This window comes from Lactobacillus sp. ESL0700, assembly GCF_029392095.1.
Lineage (GTDB): Bacteria > Bacillota > Bacilli > Lactobacillales > Lactobacillaceae > Lactobacillus.
On the sequence record NZ_CP113930.1, the window covers coordinates 1,544,650 to 1,569,804 of the forward strand.

Annotated in this window: 22 protein-coding genes and 1 pseudogene; 3 read left to right on the forward strand and 20 right to left on the reverse strand. The window is 41.6% G+C overall.

From position 1 onward, the window contains the following. Positions 1-27: 27 nt before the first annotated feature. The 3 genes from lysS to OZX63_RS07425 all read right to left on the reverse strand — a co-directional run bounded on the left by lysS (position 28) and on the right by OZX63_RS07425 (position 3,345). On the reverse strand, positions 28-1,584 hold the full coding sequence (gene lysS / locus OZX63_RS07415) for a lysine--tRNA ligase (protein WP_277142796.1): 1,557 nt from the start codon (positions 1,582-1,584) through the stop codon (positions 28-30). Positions 1,585-1,606: 22 nt separating this feature from the next. Beyond that, complete coding sequence (gene dusB / locus OZX63_RS07420) at positions 1,607-2,620, reverse strand: tRNA dihydrouridine synthase DusB (RefSeq protein WP_277142798.1); 1,014 nt, start codon at positions 2,618-2,620, stop codon at positions 1,607-1,609. A 98-nt stretch (positions 2,621-2,718) separates the two neighbouring features. Continuing rightward, entirely contained in the window at positions 2,719-3,345 is a 627-nt protein-coding gene (locus OZX63_RS07425) for a histidine phosphatase family protein (protein WP_277142800.1), read from the reverse strand. Positions 3,346-3,458: 113 nt separating this feature from the next. Between OZX63_RS07425 and OZX63_RS07430 the strand changes: the two genes are divergently transcribed. Further along, positions 3,459-3,800 carry a YrdB family protein gene (locus OZX63_RS07430; RefSeq protein WP_277142802.1) on the forward strand — a complete coding sequence of 114 codons (342 nt, stop codon included), beginning with the start codon at positions 3,459-3,461 and terminating at the stop codon, positions 3,798-3,800. 19 nt (positions 3,801-3,819) lie between these two features. On the opposite strand, the gene hslO is transcribed toward OZX63_RS07430, so the two are convergent. The 8 genes from hslO to pth form a co-directional block, all read right to left on the reverse strand. Further along, complete coding sequence (gene hslO, locus OZX63_RS07435; protein WP_277142803.1) at positions 3,820-4,710, reverse strand: Hsp33 family molecular chaperone HslO; 891 nt, start codon at positions 4,708-4,710, stop codon at positions 3,820-3,822. Between the two features lie 48 nt (positions 4,711-4,758). Next, on the reverse strand, positions 4,759-6,951 hold the full coding sequence (gene ftsH, locus OZX63_RS07440; RefSeq protein ID WP_277142804.1) for an ATP-dependent zinc metalloprotease FtsH: 2,193 nt from the start codon (positions 6,949-6,951) through the stop codon (positions 4,759-4,761). Between the two features lie 86 nt (positions 6,952-7,037). Next, positions 7,038-8,303 carry a tRNA lysidine(34) synthetase TilS gene (tilS, locus tag OZX63_RS07445; RefSeq protein ID WP_277142806.1) on the reverse strand — a complete coding sequence of 422 codons (1,266 nt, stop codon included), beginning with the start codon at positions 8,301-8,303 and terminating at the stop codon, positions 7,038-7,040. After that, a complete protein-coding gene (locus OZX63_RS07450) occupies positions 8,293-8,658 on the reverse strand; it encodes a S1 RNA-binding domain-containing protein (RefSeq protein WP_277142808.1) in 366 nt (121 codons plus the stop codon). Before OZX63_RS07450 ends, tilS begins: the two co-directional genes overlap by 11 nt. Then, complete coding sequence (locus OZX63_RS07455) at positions 8,658-9,032, reverse strand: septum formation initiator family protein (RefSeq protein ID WP_277142811.1); 375 nt, start codon at positions 9,030-9,032, stop codon at positions 8,658-8,660. Before OZX63_RS07455 ends, OZX63_RS07450 begins: the two co-directional genes overlap by 1 nt. A 79-nt stretch (positions 9,033-9,111) precedes the next feature. Further along, positions 9,112-9,354 (reverse strand): RNA-binding S4 domain-containing protein, encoded by a 243-nt coding sequence (locus OZX63_RS07460; protein ID WP_277131886.1) that lies wholly within the window; start codon positions 9,352-9,354, stop codon positions 9,112-9,114. A 9-nt stretch (positions 9,355-9,363) separates the two neighbouring features. After that, positions 9,364-12,855 carry a transcription-repair coupling factor gene (gene mfd, locus OZX63_RS07465; RefSeq protein ID WP_277142813.1) on the reverse strand — a complete coding sequence of 1,164 codons (3,492 nt, stop codon included), beginning with the start codon at positions 12,853-12,855 and terminating at the stop codon, positions 9,364-9,366. Between the two features lies 1 nt (position 12,856). Then, on the reverse strand, positions 12,857-13,423 hold the full coding sequence (pth, locus tag OZX63_RS07470) for an aminoacyl-tRNA hydrolase (RefSeq protein ID WP_277142815.1): 567 nt from the start codon (positions 13,421-13,423) through the stop codon (positions 12,857-12,859). A 191-nt stretch (positions 13,424-13,614) separates the two neighbouring features. Here pth and cbpA point away from each other — a divergent pair, with 191 nt between their 5' ends. Next, a complete protein-coding gene (cbpA, locus tag OZX63_RS07475; RefSeq protein WP_277142817.1) occupies positions 13,615-14,328 on the forward strand; it encodes a cyclic di-AMP binding protein CbpA in 714 nt (237 codons plus the stop codon). A gap of 93 nt (positions 14,329-14,421) precedes the next feature. Here cbpA and OZX63_RS07480 read toward each other — a convergent pair whose 3' ends face one another. Both OZX63_RS07480 and OZX63_RS07485 read right to left on the reverse strand, forming a co-directional pair. After that, a complete protein-coding gene (locus tag OZX63_RS07480; protein ID WP_277142819.1) occupies positions 14,422-15,420 on the reverse strand; it encodes a LacI family DNA-binding transcriptional regulator in 999 nt (332 codons plus the stop codon). A 4-nt stretch (positions 15,421-15,424) separates the two neighbouring features. After that, positions 15,425-16,873, reverse strand: a complete 1,449-nt coding sequence (locus tag OZX63_RS07485) for a sucrose-6-phosphate hydrolase (RefSeq protein ID WP_277142820.1) — start codon at positions 16,871-16,873, stop codon at positions 15,425-15,427. Between the two features lie 214 nt (positions 16,874-17,087). Between OZX63_RS07485 and OZX63_RS07490 the strand changes: the two are divergent. Further along, positions 17,088-18,461 (forward strand): annotated as a pseudogene (locus OZX63_RS07490) (sucrose-specific PTS transporter subunit IIBC); the annotation flags it as partial. Positions 18,462-18,590: 129 nt separating this feature from the next. Here the strand turns inward: OZX63_RS07490 and alr are convergent. From alr to OZX63_RS07525, 7 genes are all read right to left on the reverse strand, one after another. Then, positions 18,591-19,724, reverse strand: coding sequence for an alanine racemase (gene alr, locus OZX63_RS07495; RefSeq protein ID WP_277142822.1), 1,134 nt, complete (start codon positions 19,722-19,724; stop codon positions 18,591-18,593). 1 nt (position 19,725) lies between these two features. Beyond that, a complete protein-coding gene (acpS, locus tag OZX63_RS07500) occupies positions 19,726-20,079 on the reverse strand; it encodes a holo-ACP synthase (RefSeq protein ID WP_277142824.1) in 354 nt (117 codons plus the stop codon). Positions 20,080-20,156: 77 nt separating this feature from the next. After that, a complete protein-coding gene (locus tag OZX63_RS07505; protein WP_277142826.1) occupies positions 20,157-21,689 on the reverse strand; it encodes a DEAD/DEAH box helicase in 1,533 nt (510 codons plus the stop codon). Between the two features lie 10 nt (positions 21,690-21,699). Then, on the reverse strand, positions 21,700-23,067 hold the full coding sequence (murF, locus tag OZX63_RS07510; protein ID WP_277142828.1) for a UDP-N-acetylmuramoyl-tripeptide--D-alanyl-D-alanine ligase: 1,368 nt from the start codon (positions 23,065-23,067) through the stop codon (positions 21,700-21,702). Between the two features lie 126 nt (positions 23,068-23,193). Beyond that, positions 23,194-23,442, reverse strand: a complete 249-nt coding sequence (locus OZX63_RS07515; protein ID WP_277142830.1) for a type B 50S ribosomal protein L31 — start codon at positions 23,440-23,442, stop codon at positions 23,194-23,196. 115 nt (positions 23,443-23,557) lie between these two features. Then, the gene (locus tag OZX63_RS07520) at positions 23,558-24,403 is read right to left on the reverse strand and encodes a transporter substrate-binding domain-containing protein (protein WP_277142833.1); all 846 of its coding nucleotides are present in this window, start codon (positions 24,401-24,403) and stop codon (positions 23,558-23,560) included. 9 nt (positions 24,404-24,412) lie between these two features. Next, complete coding sequence (locus OZX63_RS07525) at positions 24,413-25,153, reverse strand: amino acid ABC transporter ATP-binding protein (protein WP_277142835.1); 741 nt, start codon at positions 25,151-25,153, stop codon at positions 24,413-24,415. Positions 25,154-25,155 lie beyond the last annotated feature (2 nt).

Below are 25,155 nucleotides of genomic sequence, written 5' to 3' on the forward strand. Positions count from 1 at the left end.
ATTGCCCAAAAAGCCTAATCTAACAGCTTATTTTGCAGAATTATTTTTTGCTTTTTTCTTTAAATCTTCTTGAACTTCACGGTCAACGTCTTCAACTTTTTCCGGACGCATGGTTGGGAACAACAAAACATCCCTAATTGCTGGTGCATCTGTTAAGAGCATTACCAACCGGTCAATTCCGATTCCAAGTCCACCTGTTGGCGGCATACCGTATTCCATTGCCCGCAGATAATCTTCATCAATCAAATCAGCTTCATCATTACCCGCTTCACGTTCAGCCATTTGTGCTTCAAACCGCTCACGTTGATCAATTGGATCATTTAATTCGGAGAAGGCATTACCGTACTCCTCACCCATAATATAAATTTCAAACCGGTCAGTGAAACGCGGATCGTCAGCATTCTTCTTAGCTAATGGTGAAATTTCAACTGGGTGACCATAAACAAAGGTTGGGTCAACAATGGTTTCTTCACAATATTTTTCAAAGAAAGCATTAATAATGTGACCAACTTGCCAGAAGCTTTCAACCTTAATGCCGTGATCTTCAGCAATCTTGGTTGCTTCTTCAACGCTCATCTTCTTCCAGAAGTCAACGCCAGTCTTTTCCTTAATCAAGTCAACCATGTGTACACGACGATATGGCTTGCCTAAATCAATTTCTGTCCCTTGGTAGGTAACTTTACCATCTGGTGAAACAACTTCAGCAGCAGCCCGAATAATGCCTTCTGCTTCGTCCATTACATCGTGGAAGTCAAAGTAAGCACAATAAGTTTCTAGCTCGGTAAATTCTGGGTTATGGTGCGTATCAATTCCTTCGTTTCTGAAGACACGGCCGATTTCATAAACTCGTTCCATGTCCCCAACCATTAACCGCTTAAGTGGCAATTCCAAGGCAATCCGCATGTAAAGGTCAATGTCAAGTGCATTATGGTGAGTTACAAATGGCCGTGCTTCTGCACCACCAGGAATGTCGTGCAAGACTGGAGTTTCAACTTCCAAAAAGTCTTGCTTATTAAGATAATCACGAATTGCTTGAATAATTTGACTACGGTGAACAAAACGCATGTAACTATCATGATTGGTAATCAAATCAAGGTAACGTTGCCGATAAATCTGTTCAACATCCTTTAAGCCGTGGAACTTATCAGGAAGTGGGCGCAAAGCCTTGGACAAGAAAGTCACATGGGTTGCCCGAATAGTCAGCTCACCGGTGTCAGTCTTCATGACTTCACCATCAATGCCTAAGAAGTCACCAATATCTGACTTCTTAAAAATTTGATAGTTGTCTTCGCCAACCATATCTTTTCTAACATAAATTTGAATCTTACCAGTACGGTCATAAAGATCAGCAAAACCAACTTTACCCTTACCACGCTTAGCAAGCATTCTACCTGCTACTCTGGTTTTAGGCATGTCTTCGTTTAACTCATCCTTATCCTCAGCATGATACTTTTCATTTAAAGTTTGCGCTAAGTCTTGCCGCTCAAATCTTCTCATGCCATATGGCTCAATGCCATGTTCACGTAATTCTGCCAACTTTTGGCGACGAACGATCAACTGGTCATTCATTTCTTTCTTTGCCAATTACTTTTCCTCCATTATTTTATTAAACGCGTCGAGCCGTCTTTTGTGCCTGACGCTTCTCATAATCTTCAACAAAGTTATCCAGCAAGTCGTAGACTTCTTGTGCTGTCCATACTTCATTTATTTTAGCACGGGTTCGTGCTGAACGGGGAACCCCCTTCAAATAATAAGCAGCCTGCTGTCTAAATTCAGGTACCGCAATTTTTTCACCCTTTAAGTCAACCAAGCCTTGCAATTGGTGTTCGGCGGTTGCCACCTTTTCGCGCACAGTTTGCGGTGTTAGGCGCTCACCAGTTGCCAAATAATGGGTCATATCCTTCAAAATCCACGGATTACCCAAGGCAGCACGACCAACCATTACGGCTGTTGAGCCAATTTCCTTTAATGCCTTTTCAGCTAGTTCCGGCGTTGCAATGTCACCGTTAGCAACAAATGGCACATCAAGCACTTGGGCAACATCATGCAAGGTTTCCCAATCAGCATGTCCCTGATACATCTGTTTACGGGTTCTACCATGCATTGCAATCATGCTGGCACCAGCTTCTTGAGCTGCCAAAGCATTTTCTACAGCAAAAATATGCTTACGATCCCAGCCAATACGCATCTTAACACTAACAGGTTTTGACACGTTTTGGACAACTGCATGCACCATTTGATAAATCTTGTTCGAATCAAGCAACCATTTAGAACCGGCATCCGTTTTTGTGATTTTTGGTACCGGACAACCCATATTAATATCAATGATATCAGCATCGGTATGCTGGTCAATGTATTGCGCCGCCTGCAGCAATGTTTCTTCAGTTCCCCCAAAAATCTGAATACTCATTGGGTGTTCACGCGGATCAACCTTCATCATTGACATTGTTTTCTTATTTCGATAAATGATTCCATGATCAGAAATCATCTCGCAAACAACCATCCCAGCGCCAAATTCTTTACAAATCATCCGAAATGCCGAATTTGAAACCCCAGCCATCGGTGCAACAACCACACGATTAGGAATGGTAATATCGCGAATCTTCCAACTATTATCCACCAAATCATCCTTTCAAATACTTTAACATCATAACAAAAAAGACTAAATCAGCAAAATTTCACGGTGTCAATCACTTAAAAGAATAACTGGCAATTATCTTATTTTGCAATAAAGAAATTGCTAGGAGCTACCCGGTTGTAATAACGTAAGAAGGCTTTTTTGCTGCGATCATCAACTGAAAAGTTAATCACACCAGCATTTTGCGCTTCACCAACTAAAGAAATATGCGGTATCCCTAACACGTTTTGAACTAGTGAACGTGAAGCAGTCCCATGAAAAACAAGCAGCACTGATTCATTTTCATGCTTTTGCACTAAATCATGCCAAAAGTCCATCAAGCGGTCAGCTAAATGTTGATAGCTCTCGCCGCTGCAATAGTCACTGTAATCTTCTGTAAAATATCCTAATTCATCAAAAGCTTGGGGAAATTTTTGCTTAATTTCAAGCGCATCTTTGCCATCCCAGTTGCCATAATTCATTTCTTTTAAGCGGTCGTCAAGAATAATCTGGTGCTGCCCGCGATCGATAATTTCAGCCGTTTGTCTTGCTCTTGTAAGTGGGCTGGCATAGACACAATCAATCTGACTAATATCAAAACTGTCGCGCAAGGCTTCTACTTGTTTAATACCAGTTTCATTAAGTGGCAAGTCAGTAGCAGAACCATTAATTTTCAGGCTTTTATTTGTATCGGTTTCACCGTGACGCACAATATAGACGTTTAACATGTTGTTACACTCCTTTTCATCTTTGTTCAACCCTTACATTATAATCAAAATTGGTATTAACCGCACCCTGATTTTGAATTATACTTAAAAAATAATAGAAAGGATAATGGTTGATGAATTTTATTAAAATAATTACACTTAGCTGTCGCTTTTTATTAGAGTGCGCGACAGTCATTGGCATCTTCAGCGGCGCGTTTATTAAGCGTGACTTGCTAAGTAAAATCATTTTTGCTGCAGTAGCAATCCTTATTTTCTTAGTCTGGTCGCGTTATGGTGCACCACACTCACCTCAAGCCTTGACTGGTGTTGCCAAACTAATACTAGAAGTCCTTGTTTATACCATCGGCAGTAGCTGCTGGATCATCATCTTTGGTAAGAACATTGGCAGCATCTATTCTATAATTGCCATCTTCGATTTAATCTTGATGTATCTACTGCAAATTGAACAGCTCTAATCCCACAGAAGACACTGACTTAATATTCCTTGTCTTCTTTTTTCTTTGCCAAAATATCCTTCAGTTCGGCTTCCGTGTATTGATATTTATTGCCGCAGAAGCTGCAGGTCAATTCAGCACCATGATCCTCGTCAATCATCGACTGCAATTGCTCAATCTTTAAGGTTTCCAAAATGTCAGCATATTTTTTCTTTGAACAGTCACACTTAAAGGCTACCGGTTCTTTTGCCAAAATCTTGCAGTCAGTCCCTAAAATTTTACGAGCCAAGTCTTCGGGTGTCATCCCTGCTAAAAATGAAGTTGACAGCGCTGGCAAATCATCGATGTGCTTAATTGTCTTGGTAATCAAGCTGTCACTAGCTCCCGGCAAAGCCTGCAACATAAAGCCACCAGCTTCACCGATTGTATTATTCGGATTAACAAAAACTGACAAGCCGACTGCTGACGGAATTTGTTCTGACTTAGTAAGGTAGTAGGCAACGTCCTCGGCAATTTCACCAGATACAATCGGCACTTGACCCGTGTATGGTTCCTTTAAGCCCAAGTCTTTTGTGATTTCTAACCAACCTTGACCAACTGCCTTTTTAACATCGATATGACCATCATCTCGTGGTGGCAAAGCAATGTGCGGATTCTTCACATAACCTTTGACTGTTAAGTCAGACTGAGCCGTAACTATTGTTGGGCCAACTGGGCCATTGCCAAGTAGCCGCACCGTCAATTCTTCTTGATCAGTCAATTCGGCTCCTGCCAGTAAGACACCGGCAACTAGGGTCCGCCCCAAAACAGCAGAAGACGCTGACCAAGTATCATGTCTGGTCTGGGCTTCTTGGACTAAATCCTTAGCCGTAACCGTTAATAACCGTAAATTTTTTGTTTTATCAATTGCCTTAATTAAATAATCGCTCATTTTAGTTCTCCTAAAAAAATAGAGCCCGCAGTCAGGCCCTATTAATTATTAATCTTGTTGATCATCTGAAGAATGATCTTGATCCTTAGATGAAGAATCGGCATCAGTTTCATGAGCCTTCTCTGGATTTTCCGGATTGTGCTCTTCCACTTCCTCATTCTTCTCTAAAGGAGTTTCGACTGTTTCTTCAGAATGAACATGTTTACTATCTTTATCTTCAGTTTCCTTTTCGGCAGTAATAGTTGCCTTATGGTTTTCTTTCTTTTCAGCAGCTGCCTTAGCTTCTTCATAAGTCAAAGCCTTAGACTCACTCGGGTATTCTGGCATTTTTTCTGGCATCTTACCCGTTGTGTACAGCGACATAATCTGCTTTTCATCTAAAGTTTCATACTTCAGCAATGCTTCAGCAATTACCCGGTGCTTGTCGCGGTTATCCTTGACAATTTCCACAGCCTTAGCGTGGGCCTCGTCAAGTAATTCTTTAACAGCCTCGTCAATCTTAGCTGAAGTTGCTTCACTGTATGGCTTAAAGCCGTAAGGATTAGTCTCGCCTTCTTTTTCAAGCTCAACCATCCCTAAAGAATCGGTCATCCCATAATTAACAACCATGCTGTGGGCAATTTGTGTTGCTTGTTCAAAGTCGTTAGAAGCACCAGTTGACTGGTCACCAACAACAACTTCTTCACCGGCACGACCACCCATTAACCCAACAATTTGTTCCATTAATTGCTTTTTGGTTAATAAGAATTGGTCGTCCTTTGGCAACATTAAATTATAACCACCAGTGCGGCCATGAGGAACAATCGTAACCTTGCGAACAGTCCGTGAATCACTTAAGACCAGCCCACAGATTGAGTGTCCTGCCTCGTGGAAGGCAACACGTTCGCGTTCTTTCTTAGAAATCATGCTGTTCTTCTTAGCTGGTCCCGCAATTACGCGGTCTTCAGCTTCATCAAGATCAGCGGCAGTAATTTCAGTACCATTGCGCCGAGCTGCAAGCAATGCAGCTTCATTTAGAAGGTTAGCAAGGTCAGCACCGACAAATCCTGGGGTCTGACGGGCAATTTCCTTTAAGTCAACGTCAGCAGCTAATGGCATGTTCTTAGCATGAACCCGTAAAATAGCTTCACGACCACGAACATCAGGTGTACCAACCAAGACTTTACGGTCAAACCGACCTGGACGCAGCAAAGCTGGATCCAAGACATCAGACCGGTTGGTTGCGGCAATTACGATAACGCCTTCGTTACCTTCGAAACCGTCCATTTCAACCAATAATTGGTTCAAGGTCTGTTCACGCTCATCATTACCACCGCCGCTGGCATTACTGCCACGCCGACGTCCGATAGCATCAATTTCATCAATAAAGATAATACTTGGTGCGTTCTTCTTGGCATTGGTAAATAAATCACGAACCCGACTGGCACCGACACCGACAAACATTTCTACGAAGTCGGAACCGGAAATCGAGAAGAATGGTACGTTAGCTTCACCAGCAACAGCACGTGCAAGCAAAGTCTTACCGGTACCCGGAGGACCCTCAAGCAAAACACCTGACGGAATTTTGGCACCGAGTTTAGTAAATTTAGCTGGATTCTTTAAGAATTCAACGACTTCAACTAATTCCTGCTTTTCTTCCTCTTCACCAGCAACATCGGAGAAGCGGACCTTATTCTTTTTAGGATCTTCAGGCTTAACGTGTGAACGACCAAAGTTCATTATGCCGCCACCAGAACCGCCGCGGCCACCGCCACCGGTCTGACTGATCATCATCCACATCATGACAATAAACAGAACAGTCGGCACTAACATCACAATTGTTGAAATCCAATTGCCCGATTGCGACTCTCCCTGAGTTGTCATCTTCGTATCGCTCTTTTGAGCTAAGTCCTGAACATTAGCGACACTTGAATCATTCTGCAGCATCGTGGTTGAAAAGCGCGTTACTTGTGCGCCCGAATTACCACTAAAGAAGTCAAAACTGTTTTTCGATTGGTCTTTGCTTCCTTGTGCTGTCTTATAACTGCCTGAAACGGTGTAAACCCCGTTAGCAGGCTGAACATTAAAGTTTTTAACTTTGCCTTGACGCAAGTCTTTGACAAATTCAGAGTAGCTAATATTTTCACTGCCACCAGAATTATCAGAGCCGCCAAGAGCCCAGTTGATACCTCCCAATAATAGAAGGAAAACAACTATATAGAACAGGCCATTCGATAGCAGCCGATTCCGGTTATTCTTCATAAAAAACCTCCGCAAAGTTTCTAGAAATATACGAATAAAAGTTTAACACAAATTTCACTAATGCTCTAATATTTTAAAGGATCTTATCATTTAATGTTATAAACATAATATTGGTCTGCGTTAAAACCAGTTTCTTGATTACTGTATGCATTTTCGACAAACAACACCTGCTTATTGGCAACTAAAGTTAAGCAGTAGGGTCGCAATATTGCTGGGATGCCATTTTGAGCAAACTTTTTCTTGCTTTTGACATGGTGACCATTTTTCAAAAGTAGTTTTGCGCCTTGGGGCAAAGAATAAGCTAGTAGCTGCGTGTCTAGCTGCGCCTTAAACTGCCCCACTAATTGACCGGCTACCTGGTAAGTTTGGCTAACCATTAAATGACGCGACCCCCAGTTAAATTCGACATCCAATTTAACTGCCGCTGCCTGCGGGTGTGGTGGCAACTTAACCGGCATGATGTACCAATATTTTTGATAATTAATTAATTCAAAGCCCGCCAAATTTTCGTTGACCCGAACATGCCACATCTGCCAAATAAAATTCTGCCAATAAACAAGCTGCTCCTGGTCAGAAAATGCGGCAAGTTCAGCCTGATTTTGGCGGTAAGCAAACCCCAGTATTTGTTCAGGCGGTGCAACTGCCGTAAACGCCCTTTTCGCAAGGGTAGTTAAGACACTCATTTGCTCACTATAACGCAAAGCATTGTGACCAATTAATGGGTTCTCCTGTTTTAACAGTGGCACAACATGATGTCGCAGGCGATTGCGCAAGACATCATCTTCCGCATTCGTTGAGTCCTGAACAAAAGGCACCTGGCGCTCGCGATCATATAAAAGCAGCTCTTCCTTATTAGAGGTCAACAACGGCCGCAATAATTTAATTCCTCGCCGCTGACTGACCGCCTTTAAACTATTCATTTCGCTAGGATTACCCGAGCGAATAAACTTTAGCAGAATATTCTCCAGCAAGTCATCACAATGATGGGCCGTTAACAGATAATCGCCGCGCTCTTGCCGCATCACTTTTAACAAGAAAGAATAACGGTAATCGCGCGCAGCTGCCTCTACTCCTTTTTGCGGGTGCAATTGCATCGGCCAAACAGTAGTAATTACTTTAATCTGCCGGCCGCGACAATACTGCTCAATCACTGCAGCTTCCATTTCAGAATCAGGCCGCAATTGGTGATCCAAGTGAGCCGCAATTATTTTCAGCTGATATTTGGCCTGCATGGCGTTAACCATTGCAAGTAGCGCCATTGAGTCCGGCCCGCCGCTCGTAGCTACCACCAATGTCTTGCCAGCTAACGGCAAGTTATTTTGCTTAAAAAAGTCTGCAATCTCAGTCGCCATAATTTACTAGTTCTTGGTGCAATTTCTTAATTTCAGCTTCCGCATCCGTGACTGTCTTAGTCAGTACATTTAAAAAATCGCCCTTTTTAACAGAAGAAAACTGGTTAGTATGATCAACAATTGTCGGATCATTAACCCGCATCTTCGATAAACCGATTTTCCCTTTAAAATTGTGAATAATCACCACGCGAACGCTCTGACCCACGCGGTAATTATGCCGCTCACGGTCCCAATTATTGCCAAAATCACTGTGGTGAATTAACCCGGAATGTCGTTTAGGCAATGTCACAAAAATGCCTAGATCAGTTATATTATTAACTACACCAGTTATCCGCTGTCCTACTTGATATTTCATTAATTATTATCTTTTTCTTCTGGAATATTGTAGATTGTTTCATTAGGTTTGGAATATAAAAACTTGAACCGCACCAGTTTGGCTACGTAATCCGGATCCTTGAGGTCATCACGTTTTGCAGACAGAGCTTGCTTTTCCTTACTAATCGTACTAAGCGACTTTTTGGAAGCCTGCACCTGACTATTAATCCGGCTAGTCTGCGCGTGCGTAATTGCAATCTGCACACCCAAAAAGACGAAGATAATCGCAAAAACCGCAATTATCCGGTTACGCCGTACTCGGTGCACTTCTCGTTCTCTTTTTTCCTGTTTACGCTTTAAACGCGCCATTCGCTCTTCTGGACTAAGCGAATTATAAATACGTGGTCCTTTCATTTTTGATCCCCTATTATTAAAACAATACTATTTTAATTATAACAAGGCCACCTATAAAAGTCATTAATATCGAAAGCGATTAATCAATTAGCTCATACAGCTCGCTTGCTTCTGCCTTTTTGGTAGTTTCGCGGATAGCACAGACCTTGGCCTTAACTTGCCGTGAGCCGTAGCCGACCTCAATAACGTCCCCGATTTTCACATCATAGCTGGACTTCACAACTCGGTCATTAACCTTAATTCGTCCTTGATCCGCCATTTCTTTGGCAATTGGCCGTCTCTTAACCAACCGCGAAACTTTTAAAAATTTATCAATTCGCATTTTTAACCTCTATCTTTGAATAATATCACTTGCTGCAGTCATAAACGTCATCAATTCATTCGTCAGCATGCGACTGTTTTCGTTATCTGGCAATTCTAATAGAACTACCAGCCGCTTTTGTGGCGATAGACTTATTTTAGCCTTTAAGTTAACGTGTTCCAAGGCTTTAAAAATATTTGGTCCTTCTAGTTCACGACTAGCGTCGGAGGAAAACTCAACTTTAACCCGATTAGCTGTTTTAACAATATTTAAAACCTGAGCCAAATCAGTCTCAATCTTCAAATTAGCCATTGCCAGCAGATTTTCAACCGGCTCCGGATAATCACCGAAGCGGTCAATTAATTCATCCTGAATTTGGTCGAGTTCATCCGCATCAGCTGCCTTAATTTTCTTATACGACTCAATCTTCTCTTCTTGATCGCCGATATAAGTGTCGGGAATATAGGCCTCAAGGCCCAAATCAATTTCTGCGTTAGTCTTTTTAATCCGCTTTTTACCCTTACGCTCGCGCACCGCATCAGCCAGCATTTGCGAGTACAAATCGTACCCGACGCTGTCGATAAAGCCGTGTTGCTGCGCGCCAAGCATGTTACCAGCACCACGAATTGACAAATCACGCATTGCAATCTTAAAGCCGGAACCCAATTCCGTAAAATCACGAATTGCATCAAGTCGCTTTTCACCAATTTCCGTTAAGACCTTATTAGGCTGATACAAAAAGTAGGCGTAAGCCAGTCTGGCACTACGACCAATGCGACCACGCAACTGATAAAGCTGACTTAGGCCGTAATGATCGGCGTCTTCCACAATCATCGTATTCACGTTAGGCATATCAATCCCAGTTTCAATGATGGTTGTGGTGACCAAAATATCGAATTCGCGATTCAAAAAGCGGTAAAGAATATCTTCCATTTGATTTTGACTCATCCGCCCGTGAACACTAGCAATCCGCGCCTGTGGAATCAAATTTTCCAATTGATTAACAACATCGTCGATATCGCCAATGCGGTTATGCAGGTAAAAGACCTGCCCGCCGCGCTGCATTTCGCGCAAACACGCATCTTTAATCACGCTCGGAATTTGTTCCATGACGTAAGTTTGAATCGGATAGCGGTTTGACGGCGGTGTTTCCATTACCGACAAGTCACGCACACCGACCATTGACATGTGCAGCGTTCGCGGAATAGGCGTTGCCGTCAAGGTTAAAACATCAATGTTAGCCTTGAGTTCCTTTAACTTTTCCTTATGCTTAACGCCGAAGCGCTGTTCTTCGTCAACGATTAACAGCCCCAGATTTTTAAATTTAACATCCTTGGATAAAATCCGGTGCGTCCCAACCACTAGGTCAATCTGGCCGTCTTTTAAACCAGCAATAATCTTTTTAGCTTCTGCTGCGGTCTGAAAGCGAGACAGCATCGCAAAATTAACCGGAAAATCTTTAAACCGATCTTGAATTGTTTCATAATGCTGCTGGGCCAAAATCGTTGTCGGGACCAAAAACGCCACTTGTTTATTATCTTGGATAGCCTTAAAAGCCGCCCGCAAGGCTACTTCTGTCTTACCAAAACCAACATCCCCCACAAGCAGCCTGTCCATCGGCTTATCCTGCTCCATGTCGTGCTTAATTTCCTTAATTGAACGCAACTGGTCCGGCGTTTCGACATACGGGAAAGAATCTTCAAATTGCCGCTGCAGCTCATCATCCGGTGAAAAGGCAAAGCCCTTTTCAGATTCACGTTTGGCATACAGCGCAATTAAATCATCGGCAATATCTTCAACCTTCGACTGTACCTTACGCTTGGTTTTAGCCCATTCACTACCACCAAGCTTGTTAATGTGTGGGTGTTTACCTTCTGAGGCAACATACTTTTGCACCAAACTCAGTTGGTCGGCAGGTACAAATAATTGGTCGCCGTGCTGGTAGGTAATTGTGATGTAGTCACGCTTTACGCCCTGATTTTCCAGCGTTTTAATGCCTTCAAAACGGCCGATTCCGTGATTAACGTGAACAACATAGTCGCCTGGTTTAAGCTCGGTATAATTACGCAACCGCTGCGCATTTTCCAAGGTTTTAATCCGGCGCTTATGGTGCGTCGTCTTGTTAAATAATTCGTGCTCGGTCAAGTAGACCAAATTAATTCTGGGCAGTGTAAAACCGCTGTTAAAGCCGCCAACAATAATCTGCGTTTGGTGTTCACTAATTGCTTCAGCGCTAACTACGGGCACATCAAGGCCAAACTCTGCCATTGTTTGACTAATCTGGCGTGCCCGCTTGTCGTTGTCCGCCTGCAAGACAACCGTCTGCCGCGTTTTTTGGTAAGATTCAATTTCGGTCTTAATCAGTGGCATTTGACTAAAAAATTGCTGCGGCTCACGGGTTTGCCAGTCAAACAGTTGCCCCAAGCGAATGCGGCCCATACTCCGTTGAAAAAGCGAAAAGTAAATATGCGCGTGCTGATCCTTAGCCCAATTCTGATTAAAATTAGCGCGTAATTCCTGCCCCGGCAAGATTGCCCCGGTCTTTAATTCATCATCAATAAAGCCGGCATTCTGCTCATCAACCGTTTTAACTGCTTGATCAATTAGCGGCCAATCATCCAGTAAAATTACGCCATTTTGTGCCAAATACTCGGTTAGCGTACTCGGTTCCTTAATTAAAAAATCAACTAAAAAAGCATAATTTTGCGGCAATGTGCCGTCCTTAAGCTCATCAAACGTCTGCGTGAAGTGATCCTTAACCGCTTTTTCTGGTGCCGGCGCATCAGCCATCGCCTTAGTAATGGCTTTCTCTGCCCGAGCAAAGTCATCCGCCGTAAAGACTCGATCCTGCGCCGCCGCAACGGTAACTTGATCCAAAGTTGTTTGACTACGCTGACTAGCTAGGTCAAACTCCTTAATCGTATCAATTTCATCGCCGAAAAATTCCATTCTAATTGGATTTTCTCGGTCCAGGGGATAAATATCTAAAATATCCCCACGTAAAGCAAATTCACCTGGACGAGCAACCAAATTTTCACGGCGATAACCGGTCTGCACGAGCCAACTGGTTAAGGCAGCCAAATCGAATTCTTTGCCCGGCGCAAATTCACGCCGCGCCTTTTTGAATGCATCTGGAGCCGATAACTTATACTGCAACCCTTGCGGTGTTGTTACCACAATTCCCGCTTGCTCGCTTAACAAAAAGTTAAGTGCCTGGATCCGCTGGCTAAGTTCGTCCGGCGAGCTTACCGCGGTTTGCGTGGCAATGGTCGCATCCACCGGAAAGCTTTGCACCATACCGCTAGGCATAATCGCACTTAATTCACTGGCCAACTTTTGTGCCTTGCTCTCATTCTCCTCAATTAACAAAAGCGGCTGCTTTAATTGGTGGACAATCTGTTTTAAGAGCAGACTAAAAGCACCGGCGGTGGCGCCAGTGATCAGAGAATTCTTAACTTGGGTAACTTTTTTAATAAAATCTGTTAGCCCTTGATCTTGCTCAAGTAAATTTGTTAAACGCATTTTAGTTATATTTATTCATCAAATATTGGCTGCTTTCGCCCGCAATGAAGTCATCAATAATCTGACTGCTTTTGGCAAAAGCGGCTGCCATTAACTCCTGCTGCTCCTTATTAAACGGGGACAACACCCAAGAAATTACACTTGCTTCTGTGACTTCTGCGGGATGGCGAATACCAATCTTTAACCGGTTAAAATTGCTCGTGCCTAAATCACGAATAATGCTTCTAATTCCGTTGTGGCCGCCAGACTTGCCGTTGGCTCGAACGCGAATCTTGCCCAAAGCCATATCCATGTCATCATGAATAATCAAAATATCTTGCGGTTCTACCTTAAAGAAGTGTGCGACTTGCGCAACTGAACGACCGGAGTCATTCATGTATGTTTGCGGCTCAAGCAGGATAACATCTATGCCCTTGATTTTTTGCTTGGTAAATTTACCTTCAAACTTATCACGTTCAAGTGTCAGCCCATTTTCTTCTAGATAATGGTCTAAGGCCATAAAGCCCGTATTATGTTTTGTGCCGTCATATTTTTTACCTGGATTACCCAGACCTGCAATAATTTTCATTAAATTTCCCCTTGTATTTAGTCGTATTAATGATAGCACATTCGCGCCGTTTATTTGGACCAGCAGCTACAATCTGCTGGCTGATTTTTACTTAAATTTAGCAAGTTAGCAATTTGTTTTAATGTTTATTTAATCGTAAAACCATCTATGTTATAATTACGGGGATTATTTATACAAACGGAGGCAATCTCATGCTTATCAAATCTTTAGTTATTAAAAAAGATTACCTAACAACGGTTAACGAACACGCTACACTTGAAGAGGCACTTAAAATTTTGGAAGATTCCGGCTTTCGGTGTGTGCCAATTCTTGACGATACTGGCACTATTTTCCGCGGTAATATCTATAAAATGCACATTTACCGGCACAAGTCCCAAGGTAAGGACATGACTTTACCGGTTACTGACTTACTTAAAAATGCTACTAAAACAATTAAAGTAAACTCACCATTTTTTAAAGTTTTCTTCACAATTAAGGACTTACCTTATATTACAGTTTTAGATGAAGGCGGTAAGTTTTACGGTATTTTAACGCACTCGCGCTTATTAGATATGTTGTCCAACGCCTGGAATGTGAAAACCGGTTCTTACGTATTCACAGTATTGACCGATAACGACCGTGGTAATTTAGCTAAAATGACTAAAGTCATTACTAAATATTCCAACATTGCCGGTGTTATGAGCTTAGATGCAACTGCTGCTGAGTCAGATGGCACCTTTGTGCGCCGAATTCTGTTCACCTTACCTTCAGGGGTTACTCTTGAAGTCCTAAAAACCATTGTGGGCAAATTGGAGCACAAGGGCTATGTCGTAACCGAAATCGAAGACCTGCAAGCAGGTATGACCATCATGAGTGATGAAAATCCCGGTGTTTATATCAATGATGCTGCAGAAGACAATGAGTAAAATTCACTAACCTAATAAAACCGCTGCTAAAGATAACTTAGCAGCGGCTTTTTAGTTAAAAATTATTGTAAGGTCTACCATCTTTACCAAGCATCATGCCTGATTGGGATCGACCGTTTTGCCCATACATAGTTCTACAGGTAAAGTATAGATTGTATTTTTAAATTTCTGATCAGGATGCTTTATTCTTTGGAGCAATAGCTTTATCAAAAGCGAAGCAATATCATTTAACGGCTGCTTAATAGTGGTCAGTTGTGGGAAATAATCCCTAATTAGCTGCGTACCATCAAAGCCTATGACCATTAAATCTTGCGGGACTTTAATTTTCAATTCCTTGGCCACCAGGCAAACCAAAATTGCCGTCAAATCATCTGAACAAACAATGCCGTCAACTTTATCTTGCTCCAGCAACTTTTTAATAAGCATCATTTTAATTAACTTAGTATCACCATAATTCAATGAGCAGACTTTAGCCTCTAAATCCTTAGCTTTCATATAATCGCGATAGCCCCGTAGACGCTGATCAGTTGGATTACCCTCGATATTTGCATTTCCCAGATAATAAATTTGCCGACAACCACAGCGATATAATTCAGCGGTTGCCATTTGTGCCCCACGATAATTATCTGCGGAAACAATCGGAATATCAGCTGATAAATTACGATCAAAACTTACCATTGGTAAATTTGTTTGCTGATACTCTTTAATACCTAAATTATGTGCCCCCGAAATGATACCATCAACCTGATTGGCCATCAACATTTGCAAATAAGTATGTTCCTTTTGTGGGTCATTAGCAGAATTACATAAAATTGTTTTATAGCCTTTAGCAAATAATAAACATTCAAGCCTTTCGACTAGTTCGCCAAAAAACGGATTACTAATATTCGGGAAAATTATGCCTACGAGATATGTTTGCTTTCCTTGCAAAGAACGTGCCACTGAATTGGGCTGATAGTTTAGTTCTTGCATTGCAAGCTTAACCTTGGCTTTGGTTTCTTTACTCAAATAACCGTAGTTATTAATAACGCGTGACACTGTCGTTACCGAAACACCAGCTTTTTTCGCAACATCACTTAGTTTGGGACGCATATATTTACCTCATCTTTATATTCCAATATATGCCAGTATACTCTAAATCAGTATTATTAGTGAACCAAACCTTGATATTTTTTTCATTAAGGAAAAAGCGCCCAGTCATTGTGGCTAACCCATTATTAACAAAAATTTCAATTACCGAATGATCTACAAAAATGTCTAAGGTTAGCTCATGATTTGGTAAAACTTTTAGCGAACGTTTAGTACCATACTCTTGTGCAAAACTTCCGCCAGCCATTGAGCGATCTAATACCAGCTCGCCCTTTTGAGTATCAAAATAGAGCATAACTTTTTCATCATTTGTGCCTAAGTTTAAACAGTTTTGGGTTTGAGCAGGAATTTTTAGTGCTAATTCGAATTGTCCTGTACTAATTATTTCAGTATTTGTAAAAAGCTTTTGTGGCTGCTGACGATACTTTTTAATCGCATGAACCGGCATTTGGACTAATTTATTATCTTGGACATGCAGTTCTTTTACCAAACTCAAACAATTAGCCCAATTTTCAGAGTCGGTCGGATAACTGATATCCGGTAATCCAATCCAACTAACTGCATAAGCCTGATTTTGATAGTTAATCCCCTGGCTTGCGTAGAGGTCGAAGCCTTCATCTAAATTTTGCGGTAGTTGCTTGCTCGTGAACTTTAAACTTTTAAAGTCAAAACTTTCACCTAGCCAATAAATATTGGGATAAATATTATCATAATCCAGAACTGTTTTATCCAATTTTTGTGGGCAAAATATAAAAACTGGGTGCCCATCAATAAAGAGCAAATTGGGGCATTCGATCATTTCGCATGGTATTTCAGATGGAAATTTAACATAGCCTAACGAAGTCCAATTATCCAAATTTTTTGAATGATAAACCAAAATCCGTCCCATGCTTGTTTTACGATCCTGCGCACCCAAAAAGCAATAAAACTCATTCTGATACTTAATTATTTGCGGATCGCGGATATTGCTGGTTGTAAAATCGGGCTGAGTAATCAAGGGGTGGGCAATCTTAGTAAGTTTATTATCTTTATTAAGCCAGGCCCCCATTTGATATGAAGTCCTTTGCCATTCTTGATCGCGAGTATTGCCCGTATACATAATAAAAAGTTCATCATCCAGTGCAATAGCAGAACCCGAAAAAACGCCTTGCCGATCATAATCAGTATCAGGCAAAATACTTAACCCCAAATCTTCCCAGCTAACCAAGTCAGTCGACGTCAAATGATTCCATGACTTAACTCCGTGAACCGCTCCAAAAGGAAATGATTGATAAAAGAGATGCCACTTTTGATTAAAATAACTAAAACCATTGGGATCATTTAACAATCCAGAAGAAGGATGAATATGATAATGTGGCAAATACTTAGACTGCCTTGTTTGTTGACGAATTTTTGAAATATATTTTTCATCGTAGCTCTGATATGAAGCGTAGCGTTGCTTGCGTGACCATTCCATAATTTCACCCTTTTTAATTAAAACTTTCCTTTAGATTAAATCTATCAGCAATTTCTGTCAATCGCTTTCATCAAATAAATTGCTAATTTATGCAATAATTTACAAAATTAAAATATTTTATGATAAGCGTTTGACATATTGAGATAAATATTTATAATAATTATTAGTCTTACAGAAACCGTTTGCATAAGCAATATTAAGAAGGAGTTTTAAAATGGACTATCAACGTGTAGCAAAAACGGTATTAACCGCAGTCGGAAAAAATAATTTAATTGCAGCTGCTCATTGTGCAACTAGATTACGCTTAGTTGTTAAAGATACCAGTAAAATAAATCAAACGTTATTAGATGAAGATCCTGATATTAAAGGAACTTTTAACGCAAACGGCCAATATCAGGTTATTATTGGTCCTGGGGCTGTTAACAATGTCTATGATGAACTAATTAAACTAACCAATTTACCCGAAACATCGACTGAAGATCTAAAAAAGGTTTCTACCCCTAAGAGTAAAAACCCAATTATGGCTTTTATTAAATTACTGTCAGATATTTTTGTTCCAATCATCCCTGCTTTAGTAGCGGGTGGTCTATTAATGGCTTTGAATAATTTTCTAACTTCCAAAGGTTTATTTGGTCCTAAAGCATTAATAGAAATTGTCCCCAGTATCAAAGGCATTTCTGACATGATTCAGGTCATGTCTTCAGCCCCATTTATTTTCTTGCCAATTTTGGTAGGTATCTCTGCTGCTAAACGATTTGGTGCAAATCAATTCCTCGGTGCAACACTGGGAATGATCATGACAACACCTAATTTAGTTCCAGGCCATTTTTGGAATATTTTCGGCTTGCAAGTTGCACAAAACAATTACAGTTATCAAGTTATCCCGGTTTTAGCTGCCGTTTGGATTTTATCACTTCTAGAAAAATGGCTGCATAAAAAATTGCCTGATGCCGTTGATTTCACATTTACGCCCTTACTTTCAGTTATGATTACTGGCTTTTTAACCTTTGTTATTATTGGTCCTGTAATGAAAGAACTATCTGATCTGATTACAATGGGTGTAACGTGGCTCTACAATACACTCGGCTTTATCGGAACTGGAATTTTTGGTCTATTTTATTCACCAATTGTTCTAACAGGATTACACCAAAGTTTTCCTGCAATTGAAACACAACTTATTTCTGCATTTGTTCAGCATCACACCGGCAGCGGCGACTTTATTTTTGTGACAGCATCAATGGCTAATACCGCACAAGCAGCTGCGACTTTCGCAATCTTTTTATTAACCAAAAACAAGAAAATGAAAGGTTTATCGTCATCAGCGACAGTTTCAGCATTGTTGGGAATAACCGAGCCAGCACTATTTGGTGTTAATTTAAAATATCGGTTCCCATTCTTCTGCGCACTTGTTGGTTCTGGAGTAGCTTCTGCTGTGGCTGGACTCTTACATGTGATTGCAGTTTCACTAGGTTCGGCTGGGGTACTAGGCTTCCTATCAATCTATGCACCAACAATTCTGAACTTCTTACTATGTGAACTAATAAGTTTTGTTGTCGCATTTGTCTTAACATTTTTCTATGCTAAAAGTCATACAAGCTTAATGGCAGAAATTGACAATTAAGAATAACCAGCAATTCAAAAAACTAATGCTGAGACAAACTTCTTAGATACTAAAAAGATCAAGTATTTCTACTAGAGAAAACTTGATCTTTTTTATTTATTCGTGATCATAAATTCGTGGTAAACGATCGTCTAATAAGCAGGCAACTTCATAATGAATGGTATCGACATAATCAGCTGCTGCCTTAATATTATTAGGTGCGGCCGGATTTTTATCAATCAGCACTACCTTAGTGCCAGCAGGCATTTCATACGGCAGACGTACCATTAACTGATCCATACAAACGCGGCCAACAATCGGGCAATATTCATCCCCGACCTTAATTTTAAAGCCCTGAAACTTCCGAATGAAGCCGTCAGCGTAGCCCACGGGAACCGTTCCAATTATTTGGTCACCGTCGGCAACATAAGTTGAGCCGTAGCCAACTCCTTGACCGCGGTGAATTAGATGGACTTGTACCAGCTCACTTTCAAATGACAGCGCTGGCTGCAGTTTAATTTGAGCAGGTAAATCACTGCTAGCTGGATTCGAAGATGGATTTAAACCATAGAGACCGATCCCAAAGCGCACCAGGTCACTATGGATTTTTTTACCAAAAATGCTAGCTGCAGTATTATCAACGTGAATCCACTTCGGCTTAACCTTAAGCAAATCTTTTAAGTGGTTAAAGCGGGCAACTTGCTGCTTAAAGTAGGAATCATCGCTGCTATCAGCCGATGCAAAGTGAGTAAACATTCCTTCCACATAAAAGCTGCGCTCATGAGCTAACAAAAAGTCATTCGCGGCCACAAATTCTTGGTCTTCGCTAAAACCAATGCGCCCCATGCCAGAATCAATCGCCAAGTGGATCTTTAACTGCCAGTCAGTAGCTGCTAATTCTGCCGCTGCCGCCTTTAACCATGCCAAATCTGGCACCGTCAATGAGACACCGTTCGCTGCTGCTAGAACCGCATACTCAGCTGGAGTTACCCCTAACACTAAGATCGGCTGCGTAATGCCGGCTTGCCGCAACTCCAATGCCTCATCTAAAATCGCGACACAAAAACCCGCGGTACCTTCTTCAGCCGCCACTTGAGCAACCTTAACCGCGCCGTGACCGTATGCATTGGCCTTAACCACCGCGAACAATTTTTGCCCTAATTCTAAGTGCTTTAATTCTTGTCTAACATTCTGTCTAATTGCATCCAAGTCGACATGAACTGCTGCCGGACGATGTATTCCTGGAACCATTTTATTTCTCCAACACAATTAATGTAATAATTTCGTGATTGTCATGGGTAATACTTGGGAAAATTTTGCCGCTGAACTTAGGCGAAGTCGTTACGGGGTGACCCAAATCATCCCATAAGGTTTCCACATCTTGCAAGCCAAGGGATTTACCGAGGCCTGTCCCCATTGCTTTAGAAAAAGCTTCTTTAATTGAAAACCGGCCACCAAGATATTCAACCTTGCGTTTGCCCTGTAATTTTTGGTATTGGGCAAATTCTTTGGGTGTTAACGCCCGTTTGGCAAAGTTGTCACCCTTGGCAACAATCTTAGCAACTCGTTCTACTTCAACTGCGTCAATTCCTACGCCAACAATCATTTTCTCTACCTCACATTCCAAAATTATAATACAAAAAATGAGCTGTTCATCAGAACAACTCATTTTTAAATAAATCATTAATCTTTTTTATTCTTAATCACAAAGTTGTGACCACCGCTATTGCGACGTGAACGGTCACCGCGATAACCGCCATGACCATGATCCCGATCGCCGCCGCGATGGTTGCGGTCGCCACCACGATAACCGCCGCGGCTGCCGTGACCACCTCTTGAGCCATGACCGTAATGACCACGACCGCGGCCACCACCATTACGACGACCACCGCCCTTGTAAGGCAATGGCTTTTCGGAACTAATCTTAACCTCAACCTTTGAAGAATCCTTAGATAAATTCTTGAGCAAGGCAGAAGCAAGATCAACTGCTGAATAGTTTTCTAGCAGTTCATTAGCATCTTGGGTGTACTTAGACAAGTCTTCCTTCATCAAGTCTTCAATCTTAGACTTGGCAACCTTCAATTGACCGCGGAAAGCTTGGTCATCTGATGGTGGACGGAGTGGTTCCATCTTCTTCTTAGTTAGTTGCTCAATTGTCCGCATGTAGCCAATTTCGTTTGGCGTAACAAAGGTAACAGACATCCCATTTTGACCAGCACGACCAGTACGGCCAATACGGTGTACGTATGAATCTGGGTCTTGAGGAATATCATAATTGTAAACGTGGGTTACACCTGAAATATCAAGTCCACGAGCAGCAACATCAGTTGCAACTAAGATATCCAGCTTACCTGCACGGAAACGTTTTAGAACGCTCATCCGGCGAGCTTGTGACAAGTCTCCGTGAATACCAGCAGCATTATAGCCACGTGCTTGCAGCCCGCGATTAACTTCATCAACGCGACGCTTGGTCCGAACAAAGATAACTGCTAAGTCGGGACTTTCAACATCAATTAACCGACACATAATGTCGAATTTTTCTGAATCTTTAGCCCGAACAAAGTATTGGTCAATCAAGTCAGCGGTTAATTCTTTTGCCTTAATGCGAACAATCTCAGGATTGTTCATGAATTTTTCACTGATGTGTAAAATTGGCTTCGGCATCGTTGCACTGAACAGCAAAGTTTGCTTGCGGTTCTTAACGTAGCTCAAGATACTTTCAATATCTTGGATAAAGCCCATGTCGAGCATCTCATCGGCTTCATCAAGCACGATCGTGTTGACATCTTCTAAGTCAATTGTCTTACGCTTCAAGTGGTCAAGTAAACGACCAGGAGTACCAACTAAGATTGCTGGCACTTGCTTTTTAAGTGAGCGAATTTGGCGGCCAATGTCAGCCCCGCCGTAAACAACTTGGACGCGCGCTTTTTCATCGCGGCCCAAACGGAAAAGTTCTTCTTGTGTTTGAATTGCTAATTCACGCGTTGGTTCAATAATTAACGCCTGAATAGTCTTATGTTGCTTTTCTAAGTTTTGTAAAATTGGCAAAGCAAAGGCAGCTGTCTTACCAGTACCGGTTTGTGCTTGACCAATCACATCTTTGCCCGCTAAGGCAAGTGGAATTGTTTGTTCCTGGATTGGAGTTGCTTCCTCGAAGCCTGAACGCTTAATCGCTTTTAGAAGCTCATCATTTAATCCTAATTCCGAAAATTTCACTAAATTCTCCTTATCTAAGCCGCTCTAATACTTTCTCAAGGTGCATCCCGTGTGAACCTTTTAAGACAACAATGTCGTGCGGCTTAATATCATTCTTCAGTGCTGCAATCATCTGCGGCATCTGATCTTCTTTATAATAATGTAAATTCTCTGGCGCGTACTTGCCTTCTAGAGCAGTAGCTAAGTTGTTCATTTCAGCGCCAAATAAATATACTTCGTTAATCACTTGTGGATCAAGGCTATCGGCTAACCCTGCATGCAGCGCATCTGAGCGCTTGCCTAATTCCAGCATGTCACCTAAGACAGCGATGCGGCGACTGCCTTCTGGAACTTGAATTTGACCAAAACTGGTTAAAACTGCCCGAACAGCGGTCGGATTTGAGTTGTAAATATCGCTCATGATATCTTCACCAACGTCGCCTTTTTCCCACTCCATTCTGTTAGCAGTCGGAGTAAAGTTAGCTAATGCCGTAGCAATTTCTTCATCACTTTCGCCGAAGTACCGGCCAACGCAAAGAGCTGACATAGCATTAGAAACATTGTGCTTACCAATCATCGGGATTGAAAACTGCTTTTGTGAACTGTTAATTGTAAACGTAGCGTGGTGCTTATAACTTCTAAAGCCTGTCGCATAAACTGTATCATCTTTTGCAAAACCAAAGGTAACTTTTGCTTGGTTAATTTTAGCACTGCGCTCACGTAAAAGCGGTTCATCCCCGTTATAGATGAATTCTCCGTCCTCACGCAAAAAGTCAGTAATTTCCATTTTGGCATCTGCGATACCTTCGCGTGAACCTAAAAATTCAATATGGGCTTCACCAATCATAGTAATAACACTGACATCGGGATGAGTCAGTTCACTTAAATGATGCAATTGGCCAGCGTGATCCATGCCCATTTCCAAAACCAAAATTTCAGTATTTGGCTTCATTTCCAAAATAGTCATTGGCACACCAATTTCATTGTTGAAATTAGCATCAGTTTTGTGCACATTAAACCGTTTAGCAAGAACAGCCGCGGTCATATCCTTAGTTGTCGTCTTACCGTTAGAGCCAGTAATGCCAACAACGGTAGGATTAACCTTGTTTAAGTAATATTGCGCTAATTTCTGCATGCTAAGCAGTGGATCATCGACCTCTAACACAGCAATGGTTGTTGGCTTATTAGCGTGACCTTTTTGCCATAATGTTGCCGAAGCTCCGTTAGCAATTGCACTATCAATGAAGTCGTGGCCATCGCGCTCGCCCTTTAAGGGAACAAATAAGCCGCCATCTGTTATTTTTCTTGAGTCAAAGGCAACCGAAGTAATAATTGTTTGCTCGTCGCCTTCACAAGTTGAATTGATTGCTTTGGCAATTTCTGCCAGTTGCATTTTCATCTATTTTTTCTCCTAAAAAAGAAAGTCCATACAGCAATTATTACACTTAATCTCGATTTGGTATAACAATTTAGCTTCACATAAAAAAACAGCCCCAATGGGACTGCTTCCACCAGATCAAAGGTATTACTTGTTGTTTATACCATACTTCTTGTTGAACTTTTCGATCCGGCCATCTGCTTGAGCAAACTTTTGCTTGCCTGTGTAGAATGGGTGAGAATCTGAAGTGATTTCAACGCGAATTAATGGGTAAGTTTTACCTTCGTATTCTATTGTTTCCGTTGGCTTCAAAGTTGAACCTGCAACGAACTTAGCACCTGTAGCTGAGTCCATAAAGACAACTTCTTGGTAATCTGGATGAATGCCTTGTTTCATATTTATTACTCCTTTTGCCATGACCTTATTTCAAGCCATAGATTAATCGATTAACGTTAACTACTCTAACATTTTTAGCGATAAAATTCAAGCATTAATCTTTTTTGAACTTGAACTAGTTCAAAACAATGTCGCTTGGCTTAACTTCACTACCAAAGTATGGCTTTAATTCCTGATTATAATCATTCACAAAGAATTTGTGTCCGTTTAACTTAGTAATTTCCTTGTTAGTCCAAGTTAATAAAGACTTGTTGCCCTTCTTAACGGCTGGAGAAATAAACTGATTCGGGCCGATATTCTTAATACCCACAGTGTAGTTCGGGTTCTTCTTAACCCAAGCATAAAGGTAAGAATTGTCATCGGCTAAAGCTGCTGCCCGCTTATTCTTAATCGCATTAAATTGTTGCGTCTTCGAATCAAATTTTAATAAGTTAATGCCGCTCTTTTTAGTAAAGTAATTTTCGGCAGTGGTCCCCTTAGTGACAATTAAACTCTTGCCGGTTAATTGGCTAGCCTTCGTGATTGGTGCGCTCTTAGGTGAAATTACCCCAACAGAAACCTTCATGTAAGGCTTAGCATAATCAACAACCTGCTTACGTTCCGGTGTAACTGTAAAGTTGGCCAAAACCAAGTCGGCTTTATTGGAATTTAGTGTGTCTACTCGGTTATTTGCATTAACTTGAACAAACTTAATCTTTACGCCCATGTCTTTTGCCATTTGCCGAGCCAGACGCACGTCATAACCAACGCGTTCACCCTTTGCATTAACCCAACCATAAGGTGGCAAGTCGCCAAAGACAGCTACACGTAATACGCCGCGCTTCTTAATGGCAACTACACTGCTATCATTACTGCTGGCAGTATGATTACTTGATGACTTGATGCCAAAGAAGGCTGCAATTGCAATAATTACTACAACTACCACACCGATAATTGTGTTTCTTGTCTTATTCTTATTCATTATTTCTCCTTAAAAATCCATACTTGTTAAAAATTCTTGTGCTCGGTCGGTTTGCGGCTTGGTAAAGAACTGCTTGCCCGGCGTATTTTCGATAATTTTACCGTCTTCTAAAAACAGGACCTGATCGGCAATTTGCGCCGCAAAGTTCATCTCGTGCGTAACGATAATCATGGTCATGTGATCCTTTTTAGCTAAATCAGTCATGATTTGCAAAATGCCGCGCACCATCTCCGGGTCAAGTGAAGCTGTTACCTCATCAAAGAGCATTATTTCTGGATGCATGGCCAAGGCCCGCACGATTGCAATCCGCTGCTTTTGCCCGCCGGATAATTCACGCGGGTAAGCATCAACGTACTTAATTAACCCCACACGCTCTAAAAGCCGCATTGCTTCATCTTTGACCGCTTCTGCTGGCCTCTTTTGCACCTTGGTTGGCGCCAGCAAAATGTTTTCCATCACGGTTAAATTAGGGAACAGATCATAACTCTGAAAGACCATGCCAATCTTTTGGCGTAAATTCTGCCACTCTTGGTCAGTCGGCGTAATCTTTTGGCCTTTAAAGTAAATCGCACCTTCATTAAATTGCTCAAGGCCATTAAGACACCGCAGCAAGGTACTTTTACCTGAGCCTGATGGCCCAAGTAAGGTCAGAACTTCGCCTTCTTCCAACTTAAAGTTGATGTCATGCAAAGCCTGCCAATCACCATAAAATTTATTTAAATGTTCAACTCGTAAAATTTCTTTCGTCATTT